The following is a 16603-nucleotide window of genomic DNA, read 5'->3' on the forward strand; positions in this document are numbered from 1 at the left end:
GAAAGTTACGTGCATTCACCCCTTCCGGTGGTGGGGCGGCCCACCCGCCGGCGCCCCCCCCGGTTGTCCGCGTAAGGTGTTACCCCGGCGAGTGACCCGCCCCACCGTGGGCGCCGGCAACGGGGAGAGGGGGTGGGTGGTGGGGGGGTTGGGGCTGCTCACGGAGGGCGGTTTCCCGGGCGCCGCCGGCGCGTCCGGGCTGTGGTGCGACCGGCTCGTCCGGGGGCTCGGGCAGCACCGGTTCGAGGTGTTCGCTCGGGACGGCGAGCCCTCCCCGGAAGGCCTCCCGCCGAACGCGCGGATCGTCCGCACCGCCGGCCGCCCCGCCGCGACGAGCCTCATCGAGCGGGCCGCCTTCGGCGAGGACCGCGTGTCCCGCAAGGCGTACGGCCGCAGGGACCGGCGCCGGTTCACGGAGGCGTACCGCGCGCTGGCCGACGGCATCTGCGCCGAGGACCCCCACGAGACCTCCTTCCCCACCGGGCTCCACGCCCTCGCGGACCTCGCCCGCGAACGCGGCGGCCTGCCCGGCGCGCTCCGCTCCGACGACGCCGTCCGGACCCTCGAAGCCGCCTGCCGCGCCCCCGGCGCACGCCGGACGGTCGCCGCGGCCGGCCTCCCCGACCACCTCGCCTTCGCCGACCACCTGGAGCGCGCCCTGCGCCCGCTCTCCTTCGACTGGTACGCGGAGGACGCGCTCGGCGCGGTCGACGTCTGCCACGCGACCGCGGGCGGCACGACCGCCCTCCCGGGCCTCCTGGCCAAACGCTTCTTCGGGACGCCGCTCCTGGTCACCGAGTACGGGGTCGGGCTCCGCGCCCACTACCTCGCGACGGACGCCGCCGACCGCCCGGCGCCGCTGCGGGCGCTGCTCGCCGCGCTGCACGGCCGGCTCGCCGCGGAGACGTACCGGCAGGCCGCCGTCCTCACCCCCGGCGACGCCCACGCCCGGCGCTGGCAGGAGCGGTGCGGGGCCGACCGGGCGCGGATCAGGACGGTCCACCCCGGGATGGCGGCCGAACGGTTCGCCGAGGTCGGCGAGGACGAGGAGAGCGGGGACCCCGCGACGCTCGTGTGGATCGGGCGCGTCGAACCCGCCAAGGACCTGGTCGCGCTGCTCCACGCCTTCGCCGACATCCGGGCGCGCCAGCCCGACGTCCGGCTGCGGATCGTTGCCGTGCCGCGCGGGGGCGGGCACGGCGAGCACCGGGGCAACACGTACCTCGCGCACTGCAAGACGTTCGCGGCGCAGCTCTTCCCCGACGAGGCGGCGGGCGCGCACGCGGTCGGCGAGAACCCGGTCACCTTCGAGGAGCTCGGCGGGCCCGAGGCGCCGACCCTGGAGGACACGTACGCCTCCGCGGCGGTCGTCGTCCTCTCCAGCGTCGTCGAGGGCTTCCCGACGAGCCTCGTCGAGGCGATGTTCTGCGCGCGGGCCACGGTGTCCACGGACGTCGGCGCGGTCGTCGAGGTCATCGGCGGCACCGGGCTCGTCGTGCCGCCGCGCAACCCGCGCGCGCTCGCCGACGCCTGCCTGGCGCTGCTGCGGGACCCGGAGCGCCGCTACCGGCTCGGCGCGGCGGCCCGGGCCCGCGCGCTCGAACTCTTCACCGTCGAACAGAACCTCGCCGCGTTCCGCGGCATCTACCTGGAGCTCCTCTCCCACGCGCCGGTACGCCACCGCCCCGGGGACGGCGTCCCCTTCGCCCACCCGGCCGAGGCGCACGTACCCGGCAGCTGGACGCACCCGGCGCCGATGACGGCGGCCACAGGAGCCCCCGATGCCTGAAGGAGACACCCCGATGCGCGGCCCTGCCGCCCCCACGAGCCCCGGAGCCTGGGACCCGCACTCCAGAGCCCTCCTGGACACCACCTCCACCGTCGCCGCCCCGATAGCCCCGCCCTCGGCGGCGGGACACCCGCCCGTGTACGGGACGGCCGACCGTCCCGTACACGACTCCGCCGAACCGGCCCTCGGGCTGCCCGACGCCTGGGCGCGGCCCCGTCCTGCCTCCGACGAGCCGCCGGTCTCCGAGGAGCCGCCGGCCTCCGACGAGCCCCCGGCCCTCACGGCGCGGCCCGTCGGCGGCGGTGCCGACCTGCCCGGACCTCCCGTGGCCGGGGCCGCCTGGCGGCGCGGGCACGGGAACGGGAACGGGGACGGGGCGGTGGCCGGCGGGGTCCGGGTGCGGCGCGGGAACGCCGACCCCGTCAAGGTGCTCATGCACCGGCACCGCGAGCTGTGCGAGCGGGCCGTCGACCCGTTGGAGATCGCCGCCGGTCTGGAGGCCCAGGGGTTCACCGACCGGACCGCCGCTCGGTTCCGGCACCGGGACGTGTTCTCGCTCGCCGAGGAGCTGTACGCGCGCGTGCCGCGCGGGCGCGAGGCGCCCCTCGCGACCGCCACGGGCGAGCCGGTCCGCGCGCCCTGGGTGCTCGCCGCGTTCGCGCCCGGCGCCGCCGCCGCGCTCGGCGGGCTCGGGCTCGCCCTCACCCACGGGGCCCCGCGCGTCGCCGTCGGCGTCGCCGGTGCCCTCGGGCTGACCGGCGCGCTCCTCCTCGCCGTCCGGCGCGGCCCGCTGCGCGCCCCCGGCGGCAGGGCCGTGCCCGCCGCCGGACTCTGGACCCTCTGGCTCCTCGCGTACGCCGTCGCCGGCGACGGGCTCCTCGCCCAGGTGCTCGCCGGCGGTCCCGACGGACGCTGGGAGCTCGCCCCGGGTCCGCTCCTCGCGCTGGCGCTCGCCGTCGCCCCCGCCACCTGGTGCGCGCACCTCTTCGCGAGCCGGGCCCGTCGCCGCCTCGCCGAGAGCCGGGGGCTCGCCGACTTCGCCGCCCGGGCGAGGCCGCTGCTCCTCGGCACCGTCACCCTCCAGCTCCTCGCCCTCGCCGGGCTGCTCGCCCTCACCGGCTTCAGCCCCGGCGCCCTCGCCCTCGGCGCGCTCCTGCTGCTCGCCCGGCTCCTGACCGTCCACGGCTTCCCCGAGACGGCCACCGCCGCGCTCGCCGCCACCTGCGCCGCCGAGGCGCTCGCCCTCGCGAGCGTCCTCGCCGCCCGCGTCCCCGCCCCCGGATTCGACGCACTCGCCGCCCCCGTGCGGGCCCTCGTCGACGCCGCGGGACCCGGGGCCGTCCCCACCCTCGTCTGCGGCGCCGCCGCGCTCGGCCTGCTGGCCCACGCGACCGGCGCCCTCGCCAGGGCCTCCGCCCACGCGACCCCCTGAGCCCCCGTGCACCCGCGGAGCCGACGCCGCGGGCGCACCTCCACCACCCCTCTCATCCCGTCTCATCCCGCAAGGAGAACGAAGACCATGACCCCTCGATCCCAAGGACCGGCCGGTCGGCACACAGGGGCCGCACGATGAGGGTGCTACTGCTCGGAGCCAACGGCTTCATCGGCCGCTTCGTCGCCGACCGGCTGCTCGCCGACCCGGCCGTCCACCTCACCGCCCTCGGCCGCGGCGACGACGCCGACGTCCGCTTCGACCTCGCCACCGGGAGCCCGGGCGCGCTCACGCGCTTCCTGGACGCCGTCCACCCCGGCGTCGTCGTCAACTGCGCGGGCGCCACCCGGGGCGGCGCCCGCGAGCTGACCCGGCACAACACCATCGCCGTCGCCACCGTCTGCGAGGCCCTGCGCCGCAGCGGCTGCGGCGCCCGGCTCGTCCAGGTCGGCTGCGCCTCGGAGTACGGGCCGAGCCAGCCCGGCTCCTCCACCGCCGAGGACGCCGTCCCGCGCCCCGGCGGCCCCTACGGGGTGTCGAAGCTCGCCGCCACCGAGCTCGTCCTCGGCTCCGGCCTCGACGCCGTCGTCCTGCGGGTCTTCTCGCCCGTCGGCCCCGGCACCCCCGCCGGCTCCCCGCTCGGCCGCCTCGCCGAGGCGATGCGCCGCGCGATGCAGGCCGGGGACGGCGAGCTGAAGCTCAGCGGCCTCGGCGTGCAGCGGGACTTCGTCGACGTCCGGGACGTCGCCAGGGCCGTCCACGCGGCCTCGCTCTCCGCCGCCCAGGGCGTCGTCAACATCGGCACCGGCCGCGCGGTCCGGCTCCGCGACGCCGCCGCCGTCCTCGCCCGGGTCGCCGGATACTCCGGCAACCTCCACGAGCTGGACGGCCCGCACGGCATCCCGCAGCGCCCCATGATCGGCGCCCCCCGCACCGAGGGGACCATCGCCGACCAGCTGGCCTCGGCCCCGTACCCGTACCCCGACGGCTGCGGACCCTGGCAGCAGGCCGACGTGCGGACCGCCCGCGACCGGCTCGGCTGGCGGCCCCGGATCAACCTGGAGGAGTCCCTCGCCGACATCTGGATGGAGGCGGCGTGTCGCATCTGACGACGACCGCCGCGGAGACCGGGGCCGTCCAGGCCCTCGGGGTGGGCGTCCCCGGCTACGCCCACCCCCTCCTCGCCCCCGTCGAGTGGGCCGAGCTGACCCGCCCCGGGACCCCCGTCCACTGGGCCGTGCTCAACGTCGCGAACGGCCCCGGCAGCCGTCCCGACCCGCACTGCCTGGCGGCCGCCGGCAGGCTCCGCGACGCCGGGGTCCGGCTCCTCGGCCACCTCGACCTCGCCCACGGCTCCCGGCCGCTGGGCGAGCTGGTCGCGGACGCCGAGCACTTCCGCGACTGGTACAAGGCCGACGGCTACTACCTGGACCGCGCCCCCGCCGACCGGGCCGACCTGGCCGGGACGCGGCGGCTCACGGACCGCCTGCGGGCGGTGCTCGGCGGGCCCGGTGACGGGTCCCATCTCGTCCTCGGGCACGGCACCCACCCCCACCCCGGCTACGCGGAGACCGCCGACCAGCTGGTCACCTTCTCCGGCGCGTGGGTGGACTACCGCTGGTCGCAGGTGGCGGAGTGGACCGCCGACTACCCGGAGGCGAAGTTCGTCCACCTCGTCCACGGCATCCCGCGCACGCACCTCGACGAGGCGCTGCGGATCGCCCGCTGGCAGGGCGCCGGGACGATCTTCTTCACCGACCGGCCGGGTGATCGCTCCGGCTCGTCGGGGCCGCAGGGACAAAGTGACCCATTCCACTCGCTGCCCGGCTACTGGGACGAAATCGTCTCGCGGATCGGACCGGGTGTCTCGGAATGAGAAGGGCCGTGGCAGTGTTACGGGGAGAACAACCGTACTGACATACCGACCACCGGAGTCCCCGTGTCGCTGCCACCCCTGGTCGAGCCGGCTGCCGAGCTCACCGTAGACGAGGTCCGCAGGTACTCCCGCCACCTGATCATCCCGGACGTCGGGATGGACGGGCAGAAGCGGCTGAAGAACGCCAAGGTGCTGTGTGTCGGCGCCGGTGGCCTCGGCTCCCCGGCGCTGATGTACCTGGCCGCCGCCGGCGTGGGCACGCTCGGCATCGTGGAGTTCGACGAGGTCGACGAGTCGAACCTCCAGCGCCAGATCATCCACAGCCAGTCCGACATCGGCCGCTCCAAGGCCGCGTCGGCGCGCGACAGCGTGCTCGGCATCAACCCGTACGTGAACGTGATCCTCCACGAAGAGCGGCTCGAGGCCGAGAACGTGATGGACATCTTCAGCCAGTACGACCTGATCGTCGACGGCACGGACAACTTCGCGACGCGCTACCTCGTCAACGACGCGGCCGTGCTGCTGAACAAGCCGTACGTCTGGGGTTCGATCTACCGCTTCGACGGCCAGGCCTCGGTCTTCTGGTCCGAGCACGGCCCCTGCTACCGCTGCCTCTACCCGGAGCCCCCGCCGCCGGGCATGGTCCCGTCCTGCGCCGAGGGCGGCGTCCTCGGCGTGCTCTGCGCGTCGATCGGCTCCATCCAGGTCACCGAGGCGATCAAGCTCCTCGCCGGCGTGGGCGACCCGCTGGTCGGCCGCCTGATGATCTACGACGCCCTGGAGATGCAGTACCGCCAGGTGAAGGTCCGCAAGGACCCGAACTGCGCGGTCTGCGGCGAGAACCCGACCGTCACCGAGCTCATCGACTACGAGGCCTTCTGCGGCGTCGTGTCCGAGGAGGCCCAGGAGGCGGCGCTCGGCTCCACCATCACTCCGAAGCAGCTCAAGGAGTGGATGGACGACGGCGAGAACATCGACGTCATCGACGTCCGCGAGCCGAACGAGTACGAGATCGTCTCGATCCCGGGCGCGCGTCTGATCCCGAAGAACGAGTTCCTCATGGGCACCGCCCTCCAGGACCTCCCGCAGGACAAGCGGATCGTCCTGCACTGCAAGACGGGTGTCCGCAGTGCGGAAGTCCTCGCCGTGCTCAAGTCCGCGGGCTTCGCGGACGCCGTGCACGTCGGCGGCGGCGTGATCGGCTGGGTCCACCAGATCGAGCCCGAGAAGCCGGTCTACTAAGAGCGGTACGAAGAAGGGCCCGCACTCCTGGCGAGGAGTGCGGGCCCTTCTCGCTGCTCAGCCGCAGGTCGTGCCGTACGCCGGGACCGTCCCCTTCAGGAGGTACGCGTCGACCGTCCGCGTCACGCACGGCGAGGTGCCGTACGCCCCGTGCCCCTCGCCCTTGTTCGTGACCAGGATCCCGACGCCCTCGCCGAGCTCCGCCGCCATCTTCTCCGCGCCCTCGTACGGAGTCGCCGGGTCGCCCGTCGTGCCCACGACCAGGACCGGGGCCGCGCCCGGGGCGCTCGCCTCCGGGGTCGCCCGCTCGCCCTTCACCGGCCAGTCCGCGCACCAGCCGGCGGTGTCCCAGGCGAGGAACGCCCCGAAGACGGGGGAGAGCCTCCGGAACTCCGGCAGCAGCGCCTTCGCCTCCTCGGCCGTCGGCCGAGCGGAGGAGTCGGCGCAGGAGATCGCCCGCTGGGAGTGCGACTGGGTGGAGTAGTGGCCCGAGGCGTCCCGGTCGTTGTACGAGTCGGCCAGCGCGAGCAGATAGGCGCCGCTGCCCCGCTCGGCCTGCTCCAGGGCCTGGGTGAGGACCGGCCAGTTGGCCTGCCCGTACAGCGTGACCGCGATGCCGGTGAGCGCGAGGCCGTCGGTGAGCTTCCGGCCGCCGACCTTCAGCGGCTCCCGGTCGAGGCGGTCGAGCAGGCGCGTGATCCGCGCCGTCCCCGCCTTCGGGTCCTGGCCGGTGCTCTTCAGGTAGTTGTCCAGGGCCCGCTGGAAGCCGACCGTCTGGTGGCGGGCGTGCGCGGTGGCGTCGGCCGTCGGGTCGACGACCGCGTCGAGGACGAGCCGGCCGACGTTCTCGGGGAAGAGGTGCGCGTAGGTGCCGCCGAGCTGCGTCCCGTACGAGATGCCGAAGTAGTGCAGCTTCTCGTCGCCGAGGACCTGCCGGATCAGGTCCAGGTCACGGGCGGTGGCGCTGGTCGTCGTGTACGGGATGACGGCGCCGGAGCGGCGGGCGCAGCCGGCGCCGAAGTCCGCGCCGTCCTTCAGGTACGCGGCCTCCTCGGCGGGAGTGTCCGGCGTCTGGTCGACCGAGGCCTCGGCGGCGGCCTGGGCGGCGTCGTCCCGGCAGACCACGCCGGAGCTGCGGCTCACGCCCCGCGGGTCGAAGCCGACGAGGTCGTAGCGCTCGCCGAGGGCCGCGTACTCGGCGGCGGCGCGCGGCAGGATGTCGACGCCGGAGCCGCCGGGGCCGCCGAAGTTGAAGAGGAGCGAGCCGATCCGTCCGCCGGAGCCGGTGGCCTCCTTGCGGATCAGGGCGATCGGGATCGTGGCGCCCTCGGGCTTCGCGTGGTCGAGCGGGACCTCGACGGTCGCGCAGCGCCAGTCGGAACCGGGACGCTCGCCGCCCTCGGGGGCCGCGCAGCGCTTCCACGAGGGGCGCTGGGCGGTGAGGGCGGCGGGGAGGGGCGGGGTCGCGGCGGAAGCGGTGGGCTTCGCGTCGGTGGTGGGCGAGGACGTGGTGGGGGTGGAGGGTTTCGGCGCGGCCGCCGAAGGCGCCTCGTTCGTACAGCCCGCCACCGCGAGCAGGAGGCCGGTCACGGCCAGTGCGGTCACGCGTCCACGTATGAGCATGTGTTCCCCCAGGTTCCCGGCAAGGCCGCCCATCCTAGGGGGCGTTCATTTGCAGACGGTGCCCGAGGCCGGGGCCTTGCCGTTCAGGAGGTAGGCGTCGACGGCCTTCTTCACGCACGCGTTGCCGCCGTTGTACGCGCCGTGCCCCTCGCCCTCGTACGTGAGCTCCACGCCGACGCCCTTGCCGAGCGCGTTGACCATCGCGCGCGTGCCCTCGTACGGGGTCGCCGGGTCGCCCGTCGTGCCGACGACGAGGATCGGGGCCGAGCCGGGGGCGGAGACGTCCGGGTGGTCCCAGGCGCCGGGCACCGGCCACTGGGAGCAGCCGGCGAGGGCCCAGCCCATGTAGTCGCCGAAGACGGGGGAGGCCTCGCGGAAGTCGGGGAGGCGCTCCTTGGCCTGGCCGAGGGTGTAGCGCTCCTTGAAGTCGACGCAGTTGATGGCGGCGTTCGCGGCCTGGATGTTGCTGTACCTGCCGTTCTGGTCGCGGCCGTTCATCGCGTCGGAGAGCGTGAGGAGGAGGGCGCCGTCGCCGCCGTCGGCCGATTCGAGGCCCTGCTCCAGGTAGGTCCAGTAGTCCTTCGAGTACAGGCTCTGCGCGATGCCGTTGAGGGCCTGCGTCTGGGTGAGGTCGCGGTTGCCGATGCCGGGGATCGGCTTCTTGTCGAGGGCGGCGAGGAGGTCGGTGACGAAGGACTCGACCTCGGCCACGCTCGTACCGGGCAGGGTGCACTCCTCGCCGCGGTCCACGCAGTCCTGGGCGAAGTTGTCGAGGGCGAGCTGGAAGCCCTTGGCCTGGCCGATGGCGCCGTCCTCGACGCCGGCGTCCGGGTCGACGACGGCGTCGAAGACGGCCCGGCCGACGTTCTTCGGGAAGAGGTGGGCGTAGACGCCGCCGAGTTCGGTGCCGTACGAGATGCCGAAGTAGTGGAGCTTGTCGTCGCCGAGGACCTGGCGCATGAGGTCCATGTCGCGGGCCGCGTTCTCGGTGCCGACGTGGGGGAGGGTGGGGCCCGAGTCCTTCTCGCAGCCGGCCGCGTACTTCTTCTGCGCGTCGGACAGGGTCCGTTCCTCGGCGGCGTCGTCCGGGGTGAAGTCGAGCGCGTAGTAGGCGTCGAGCTCCTTGTCGGTGGCGCAGTCGACGGGGGCGCTGCGGCCGACCCCGCGCGGGTCGAAGGAGACGAGGTCGTAGCGGCCGCGCAGGGTCTCGTAGTCGGAGGCGAAGCCGGGGAGGCCGGTGATGCCGGAGCCGCCGGGGCCGCCGAAGTTGAAGAGGAGCGAGCCGATCCGGGCGTCGGCGTCGCGGGCCTTGGCGCGGATGAGGGCCAGCTCGATCGTCTCGCCGTCCGGCTGCGACCAGTCCAGCGGGGTCTGGAGGAAGGAGCACTCCCAGGCCGTGCCGCCGGGCAGCGGGGAGGGCGCGGAACCGCCGCCCTCGGCGGCGGAGGGCGCGGGACAGGCGGCCCAGGCGAGCTTCTGCGTCGCCAGCGCGGAGGCCCCCTGCGAGGTTCCCGCCGAGGCCCCGGCGGAGGCGTCCGTCGTCGTCGGGGCCGCCGTGTCGTCCCCGCCGTCCGAGCACCCGGCGGCGAGCAGCACGGTCGTGGCGGTGAGCAGGGCGGCCCGACGGGCGGCACGCCGGGCGGCGCGCTGGGTGGCGGAGATCGGCATAGGCCCATCGTGGGCCGCGACCCGGACCTCCGCGCGGGGCGGAGGTCCAAGTGGGGCACGGGCCGTGGTTACAGCGCCTGGCGCTTCGTCAGCCAGTTGAAGCAGATCCACCCGGGGAGCACCGGCAGCCACAGGGTGAGGAGGCGGTAGAGCAGCACCGCCGGGGTCGCGACCTCGGCGGGCAGACCCACCGCGATCAGACCGAGGGTGAGCGCACCCTCGACCGCGCCGACACCGCCGGGCGTCGGGGCCGCCGAGCCGAGCGCGTTGCCTGCGAGGAAGACGACGGCCACGCTCGCGTAGCTGATCGTCAGGGCCCCGTCGCTGAAGGCCCGGATCGAGGCGTCGAGGCAGAGGACGAAGACGCCGGTGAGGAGCAGCATGCCGCCGATGCCGGTGACCAGCTTCATCGGCCGCTGGAGCACGTCCAGCATGCGGGGCACGACACCGGCGAAGAGCGAGCGCAGCCGGGTCGAGACGAACTTCCGCATGAAGGGGATCGCCGTCACCACGAGGACGAGGACCGCGACCGTGAGGAGGCCGGCGATGACGGTCCTCGACGGGGTGAAGGACTGCGACTTCTCCGTACCCGTCAGGTAGCCGAAGGAGAGGAGGAGCAGGATGTGGCAGCCGAGGCCGAACAGCTGGGACGCGCCGACGCTCGCGACGGCGAGGCCGGGGCGGACGCCCGCGCGCTGGAGGAAGCGGGTGTTCAGGGCGACGCCGCCGACCGCCGCGGGGGCGACGATCTTCACGAACGAGCCGGCCACCTGCGCCGCCACCGTCCGCCAGAACCCGACCCGCTCCGGGACGAAGCCGAGCAGGCTCATCGCCGCCGCGATGTAGCTGATCGCGGAGAAGAGGACGGCCGCGGCCACCCAGCGCCAGTCGGCCTCGCCGATCGTGGACAGCGGCGTCTTGGAGATCTGTGCGAACAGGAAGTACGCGGCGATCGCGCCGGCGATCATGCTGAGCAGCGTCCGCGGCTTGATCCGCTCCAGGCGGACCGGCTCGACCGGCGCCTGCGGGCGGATGAGGAGCACCTGCTGCCGGATCTGGGCGAGCAGGTCCTCCTCGCGGGCCTCGTCGAGCGCCGTGTCGAGGGCGCGTTTCTCCGCCTTCTTGTCGGCCTTCTTCTCGGCCTTCGTCTCGGCCCGTACGGCCTTCCGGTCGGCCGCGGCCTCGGCCTTCGCGAGCTCCCGCTCGTGCTTGGCGGCCTCGGAGGCGGCGAGGACGGCCTCGCGCTCGCGCTGCGACCGCTCGCGGGCCAGCTTCCGCAGCGTCGCGCGCGTGGAGCGGCTCAGCGCGATCGGCTGGAGCAGCGGCATGCAGTCGGCGACGGTGTCGGGCCCGAGGACCTCCACGGCCGCCGCGACCGCGCGCTCGGCCCCGACCCGCAGGCCGAGGGTGGTGAGGAGTTGCGCGATGTCCATGCGCAGGATCAGGTCGCCCGCGGCGATCTCGCCGCCGCGCAGGTCGGTCAGGAAGACCCTGCCGGAACGATCCACCAGGATCGCGTCGCCCGCGAGCCTGCGGTGGGCGATCCGGCGCGACTGGAGCGCCTTGACCTGGCGCCAGGCGCCCTTGACGAGCTCGTCGGTGATCTCCTTGTCGTCCAGGGAGTCCAGGCTCCGGCCGCCGATGTGCTCGTACACGAGCATCACGGCGTCCGGGCCGAGCTCCGAGGTCGCGATCAGCTTGGGCGCGTTCGCCCCGGCGGCGATGGCCGCGTACGCGAGGAGCGCCTCCTGCTCCAGGGCCTGGCGGAGCGAGACGATCGAACGCCGGGTGCTGATCGTGCGGAGTGTGATCCGCCGCCAGGCCCGGTAGAAGAAGCCGTGCGCCTGCTGCTCGCGGTCGACGACGGTGACGTCGAGCGGCGGCCCGGCCTCCAGGGTGACGATGTACCGGCGGCCCCGGTCGCCGATGTCCGAGGCGTCGGGGACGCCCTCGGCGCGCAGCGCCGTCACGGGACGGAAGCCGACCCGGCGGAGGCCGGCGAGGAGCGTCTGGCCGGTGGGCCGGACGTTCGGGGAGCCGACCGCGTACAGCGTGCCGTACGCCACCGTCCAGCCGATGAGGACGGTCAGGATGATCGAGAGCGCGGTGGTGTAGCCGGCCACCAGCATCGTGAACGCGTCGACCAGCAGCACCGCCCAGAGCGCGATCCGCCAGCGCGGCCTGCGGGCCATGCCGACGGCGGTCATGTACGCGATGACGGGGGCGAGGTAGTTGTGGACGGGGTCGGTGAGACCGCCGCCGGACTGCGGCTGGGTCAGCGCGTCCTGGATGGTGCCGGGGGCGGCCTGGGCGACCCACAGGTCGGTGGCGAGGGTGACGCCGTGCGCGAGGACGGCCGCGAGGACGCCGTCGGCGATGCGCAGCCCGTCGCGTTTGATCAGGCGCTCGATGGCGAAGGCGACGGGGAAGAGCAGGACGGCGATGGAGGAGACCAGACCGGCGATCTTGACGAAGACGTCGGGGGCGCCGACGGCTCCCTTGTTGATGTCCTCCTCGAGACCGGAGGTCGTCGCGTGCGCGAAGGCGGCCACGGCGATGACGAGACCGATGGCGAGGAGACCGGCGAGCAGCCGCATGAGGTCGGAGGGCCGGTGGACACGGGCGGCGAGCAGGGGTTCGTCCCCGGAGACCCGCTCGGGAAGGCCCGCCTCGCCCCCCTCGGGAGGTTGGGTGTCCTGGCCCATCACTGTGTCGTCCGTCCCTGCGTGCGCGTGGCGTGCTTCTCGTACGTACTCGTGTTCGTGCGTGTTGTGTGCTCGGTCGTCGTCCCTCGTAGGCTCGCGCTCTCGCTGTACGTCTGTGTCTGCTTGTCGCTCTTGATCTCGTATCACCAGTCACCGCCCGCACGATGGTGGCACGAAGAGCCGCCGGACGGAGGCATCAGGGCCATGTCGGTGGGGTGAGGCAGGATGACACGGATGAGTACGGAGGAACCCGTGGGGGACACCGGAGAACTGCCCGCGTACGCGGAGCGGGTGCTCGACGTCGCCGACACGATCCCGCCCGGGCGGGTGATGACCTACGGCGACGTGGCCGAGTGGCTCGGCGAGGGAGGGCCCCGGCAGGTCGGCCGGGTGATGGCGCTGTACGGCGGTTCGGCGCCGTGGTGGCGCGTGGTCCGCGCCGACGGGACGCTGCTCCCCGGCCACGAGCTGCGGGCCCTCGGCCACTACCGCGAGGAGGGCACGCCGCTGCGGGAGGCGGGCGCGGCGGCGGAGGGACACGTGCCGAAGATCGACATGCGGCGGGCCCGGTGGGACGGACGTCACACGTGAGGAGGTTCGGTACGGAGCGGGGCTCGGCGCGGACGCCTTTCGCGTAACGTCGATGGTCGCGTCTCGCGCGACGACGCCCGACGAAGCCGGACGTCTCACCCGCACCACCCGTACCACCCGCACTGCTTCCCTTCCCAGGACCGGCGAACCACGTGAGCTCCTCCTCCACCACCCGGCACACGCCGCACCAGGGACAGCCGTACCCGGGTTCGGGCCGGCAGCGGACCACGGGGGCGTACCGGCTGGTGCGAACCGCGCCGGCACCGGTGGACCCCCCTCAGCTGGACGCAGTGCAGAGGGAAGTGGTTGACCACACCGGCGGACCACTTCTCGTCCTCGCCGGACCGGGCACCGGGAAGACGACGACGCTGGTGGAGGCGGTCGCGGCCCGGATGGAGAGCGGAGCGGACCCCGAGCGGCTCCTCGTCCTCACCTTCAGCCGCAAGGCGGCGGTCGAGCTCCGCGACCGGATGGCGACGCGGCTCGGCGGCCGGCGCCCGCCGCAGGCGACGACCTTCCACTCGTACTGTTACGCCCTCATCCGCGCCCACCAGGACGCGGACCTCTTCGCCGAACCGCTGCGCCTCCTTTCCGGGCCCGAGCAGGACCTCGCCGTGCGCGAGCTGCTCGCCGGCCAGATCGACCTGGAGAAGGCCGGGCTCGGGCGGGTCGGCTGGCCCGACGAGCTGCGCGCCTGCCTCACCACGCGGGGCTTCGCCGACGAGGTGCGGGCGGTCCTCGCGCGCTCGCGCGAGCTGGGCCTCGGCCCGGACGCCCTGGCCCGCTTCGCGGACCGGGTCGGCCGCCCGGACTGGAAGGCGGCGGCCGGCTTCCTCGCCGAGTACCTCGACGTCCTCGACCTCCAGGGCGTCCTGGACTACACGGAGCTGGTCCACCGGGCGGTCCTGCTGGCGGGCGAGGCCCCCCTCCCCGAGTACGACGCCGTCTACGTCGACGAGTACCAGGACACGGACCCGGCACAGGTCCGGCTCCTGCACGCCCTGACCGGCGGCGGACGGCGGACGGTCGTCGCCTTCGGCGACCCGGACCAGTCGATCTACGCGTTCCGGGGCGCCGACGTGAACGGCATCCTCGACTTCCCGGCGGCGTTCGGCGGCGCGGACGTCCGCGTCCTCGGCACCTCGCGCCGGGCGGGCGCGGACCTCCTGGCCGCGAGCCGCCTGCTGACCCACCGCATGCCCCTGACCCGGCTGCCCGCCGAGAAGGTCCGCGCGCACCGCGAACTGACGGCGGCGCGGCCGGGCGGCCGGGCGGAGGCGTACACGTACCCGACGGCCTCGGCGGAGGCCGAGAACATCGCCGACCTCCTCCGCCGCGCCCACCTGGAGGACGGCGTCCCCTGGCAGGACATGGCCGTCCTGACCCGCGCCTCCGCCACCCTCCCCGCCCTCCGCCGAGCCCTGACCTCGGCCGGCGTCCCGGTGGAAACGGACACGGCCGACACCCCCCTCCGCCACGAACCCGCGGTGGCTCCCCTCCTCCTGGCACTGCGGGCCATAGCCAGGCCCCACCACCCTGAGCCGGGAGCCGACCGGGTTGTGGGCGAGCCCGAGGCCGGGGCGACCCCGGTTGTGGGCATGCGTTCCGCCGGGGCCGGGGGTACCTCCCAGGCGGAGCTCTGGGGGCGGGTGGGCACAACCGACCACGGCGCCGCACCGTCGGCCCGCTCCTCCGCCCGTACCGCCGCCACCGCTGACGCGGGCCCGGCCTCCGGAGAGCCCGAGCCCGAGCCCGACGGCACCCCGCATGGGGACGGCCCCCCGCACGGGGACGGCGCCACCTGGCTCGGAGTCGAGACCGCGCTCGAACTCCTCGCCTCCCCCCTCGCCGGCACCGACCCCGCCGACCTCCGCCGCCTGGCCCGCGCCCTCCGCGACGAGGAGCGCGCCGCCGGCGACAAGCTCCCGCCCCCCTCCGACGTCCTGCTCGCCCGCGCCCTCGCCGAGCCCGAGCGTCTCGTCGCGCACGACACCGCCTACGCGCGCGGCGCCAAGCGGCTCGGCGACCTCCTCCTCAAGGCCCGCACTCTCCTGGAGGAGGGCGGCACCGCCGAGGAGGCCCTCTGGGCGCTCTGGAGCGGCACCACCTGGCCCGACCGTCTGGAGCGCGCCGCCCTCCGCGGCGGCCCGGCCGGCCGCAACGCCGACCGCGACCTCGACGCCGTCTGCGCGCTGTTCGAGACCGCCGCCCGCGCCGAGGAGCGCGTCGGCGGCCGAGGTGTCCTCAACTTCCTGGAGGAGCTCGACGCCCAGGACATCGCCGCCGACACCCTGACCCGCCGCCACACCCGCCCCGACGCCGTCCGTCTGATGACCGCGCACCGTTCCAAGGGCCTCGAATGGGGGTTCGTCGTGGTCGCGGGCGTGCAGGAGGGCCTCTGGCCTGACCTCCGCCGCCGGGGTTCCCTCCTGGAGGCCGACCGCATCGGCCGCGACGGCCTCGCCGAGCCCCTCACCCCCGGCGCCCTGCTCGCCGAGGAGCGCCGCCTCTTCTACGTCGCCGCCACGCGCGCGCGTGAGCGCCTCGTCGTCACGGCGGTGAAGGCCCCGGCCGAGGACGGCGACCAGCCGTCCCGTTTCCTCACGGAGTTCGGCGTCGAGCCGAAGGAGGTCCCGGGCCGTCCGCGTCGTCCCCTCGCCGTCTCCGCCCTGGTCGCGGAGCTCCGTGCGACGACCGTCGATCCGGCGGCCTCGCCCGCGCTCCGCGACGCCGCCGCGCAGCGCCTCGCGTCCCTGGCCGCGCTCGTCGACGAGGACGGCCAGCCGCTGGCGCCCGCCGCGCATCCGGAGCGCTGGTGGGGCCTGTACGAGCCGACGCGGAGCGCCGTACCGCTGCGCGAGCGGGACCGGCCGGTCGCGCTGTCGCCGAGCGCCCTGGAGAACCTCGCCACCACCTGTTCGCTCCAGTGGTTCCTGGGCCGTGAGGTCAAGGCCGCGGCCCCGGCCACCGCCGCCCAGGGCTTCGGCAACGTCGTGCACGTCCTGGCCGACGAGGTCGCCTCCGGCCGTACGCCCGCCGATCTCGACGTCCTGATGGCCCGCCTGGACTCGGTCTGGGACGCCCTCGCCTTCGACGCCCCCTGGAAGAGCGCCCAGGAGAAGGCCCACGCGCGCGTGGCGCTGGAACGCTTCCTGCGCTGGCACGTCATGGACCGGGGCGGCCGCACCCCCGCCGCGTCGGAGCACGGTTTCGACGTGACCCTGGAGGCGGGGGAGTACGAGGTCCGCATCCGCGGCTCCATGGACCGGGTGGAGACCGACGAGCACGGGCGCGCGTACGTCGTCGACTTCAAGACCGGGAAGTCGGCCCCCACCCGGGACGAGGTCGCCCACCACCCGCAGCTGGCCGTCTACCAGCTGGCCGTCCGCGAGGGCGCCCTCGACGAGGTCTTCGACGGCCGCCGCCCGGAGCCGGGCGGCGCCGAGCTCGTACAGCTGCGGCAGGCGGCGCCGAAGAAGGAGGGCGGGGACGCCCTGCCGAAGGTCCAGGCCCAGGAGCCCCTGGCGGGGGAGTGGGTCGGCGACCTGCTCGCCACCGCGGCGGGGCGGGTCCTCGACGAGCGCTTCACCCCCACGACGGGCAAGCACTGCACGACCTGCGCGTTCCGGGCCTCGTGCAGCGCCCAGCCGGAGGGCCGCCAGGTCGTGGAGTAGCGA

The 16603-nt window shown here is 74.8% G+C and carries 10 protein-coding genes; 7 read left to right on the top strand and 3 right to left on the bottom strand.

Annotated elements, in window-relative coordinates:
• Positions 1-148 precede the first annotated feature (148 nt).
• From ACFC0Z_RS11550 to moeZ, 5 genes are all read left to right on the top strand, one after another.
• Entirely contained in the window at positions 149-1789 is a 1641-nt protein-coding gene (locus tag ACFC0Z_RS11550) for a glycosyltransferase (RefSeq protein WP_376435442.1), read from the top strand.
• Positions 1782-3221, top strand: a complete 1440-nt coding sequence (locus ACFC0Z_RS11555; protein ID WP_376435445.1) for a hypothetical protein — start codon at positions 1782-1784, stop codon at positions 3219-3221. Before ACFC0Z_RS11550 ends, ACFC0Z_RS11555 begins: the two co-directional genes overlap by 8 nt.
• Positions 3222-3358: 137 nt before the next feature.
• A complete protein-coding gene (locus ACFC0Z_RS11560; protein ID WP_376435448.1) occupies positions 3359-4330 on the top strand; it encodes an NAD-dependent epimerase/dehydratase family protein in 972 nt (323 codons plus the stop codon).
• Entirely contained in the window at positions 4318-5097 is a 780-nt protein-coding gene (locus tag ACFC0Z_RS11565) for a spherulation-specific family 4 protein (protein ID WP_376435451.1), read from the top strand. Before ACFC0Z_RS11560 ends, ACFC0Z_RS11565 begins: the two co-directional genes overlap by 13 nt.
• 63 nt (positions 5098-5160) lie before the next feature.
• The gene (gene moeZ / locus ACFC0Z_RS11570) at positions 5161-6339 is read left to right on the top strand and encodes an adenylyltransferase/sulfurtransferase MoeZ (protein ID WP_376435454.1); all 1179 of its coding nucleotides are present in this window, start codon (positions 5161-5163) and stop codon (positions 6337-6339) included.
• Between the two features lie 57 nt (positions 6340-6396).
• Here the strand turns inward: moeZ and ACFC0Z_RS11575 are convergent, their stop codons facing one another.
• From ACFC0Z_RS11575 to ACFC0Z_RS11585, 3 genes are all read right to left on the bottom strand, one after another.
• The gene (locus ACFC0Z_RS11575; RefSeq protein WP_376435457.1) at positions 6397-7962 is read right to left on the bottom strand and encodes an alpha/beta hydrolase; all 1566 of its coding nucleotides are present in this window, start codon (positions 7960-7962) and stop codon (positions 6397-6399) included.
• A 45-nt stretch (positions 7963-8007) separates the two neighbouring features.
• Complete coding sequence (locus tag ACFC0Z_RS11580; RefSeq protein ID WP_376435460.1) at positions 8008-9630, bottom strand: alpha/beta hydrolase; 1623 nt, start codon at positions 9628-9630, stop codon at positions 8008-8010.
• A gap of 68 nt (positions 9631-9698) precedes the next feature.
• Positions 9699-12335, bottom strand: a complete 2637-nt coding sequence (locus ACFC0Z_RS11585; RefSeq protein WP_376435463.1) for a lysylphosphatidylglycerol synthase domain-containing protein — start codon at positions 12333-12335, stop codon at positions 9699-9701.
• Positions 12336-12560: 225 nt separating this feature from the next.
• Between ACFC0Z_RS11585 and ACFC0Z_RS11590 the strand changes: the two genes are divergently transcribed.
• Entirely contained in the window at positions 12561-12926 is a 366-nt protein-coding gene (locus ACFC0Z_RS11590) for an MGMT family protein (RefSeq protein ID WP_376435466.1), read from the top strand.
• A 152-nt stretch (positions 12927-13078) separates the two neighbouring features.
• The gene (locus tag ACFC0Z_RS11595) at positions 13079-16600 is read left to right on the top strand and encodes an ATP-dependent helicase (RefSeq protein WP_376435469.1); all 3522 of its coding nucleotides are present in this window, start codon (positions 13079-13081) and stop codon (positions 16598-16600) included.
• Positions 16601-16603 lie beyond the last annotated feature (3 nt).

This window comes from Streptomyces sp. NPDC056144 (assembly GCF_042264145.1).
Taxonomy (GTDB): domain Bacteria; phylum Actinomycetota; class Actinomycetes; order Streptomycetales; family Streptomycetaceae; genus Streptomyces.

Excerpts from the sequence above, each read along its gene's own strand:
- ACFC0Z_RS11555 (WP_376435445.1), top strand. The coding sequence starts at position 1,782 with ATGCCTGAAGGAGACACCCCGATGCGCGGCCCTGCCGCCCCCACGAGC.
- ACFC0Z_RS11590 (WP_376435466.1), top strand. The coding sequence starts at position 12,561 with ATGACACGGATGAGTACGGAGGAACCCGTGGGGGACACCGGAGAACTG.
- ACFC0Z_RS11580 (WP_376435460.1), bottom strand. The coding sequence starts at position 9,630 with ATGCCGATCTCCGCCACCCAGCGCGCCGCCCGGCGTGCCGCCCGTCGG.
- ACFC0Z_RS11585 (WP_376435463.1), bottom strand. The coding sequence starts at position 12,335 with ATGGGCCAGGACACCCAACCTCCCGAGGGGGGCGAGGCGGGCCTTCCC.
- ACFC0Z_RS11575 (WP_376435457.1), bottom strand. The coding sequence starts at position 7,962 with ATGCTCATACGTGGACGCGTGACCGCACTGGCCGTGACCGGCCTCCTG.
- ACFC0Z_RS11560 (WP_376435448.1), top strand. The coding sequence starts at position 3,359 with ATGAGGGTGCTACTGCTCGGAGCCAACGGCTTCATCGGCCGCTTCGTC.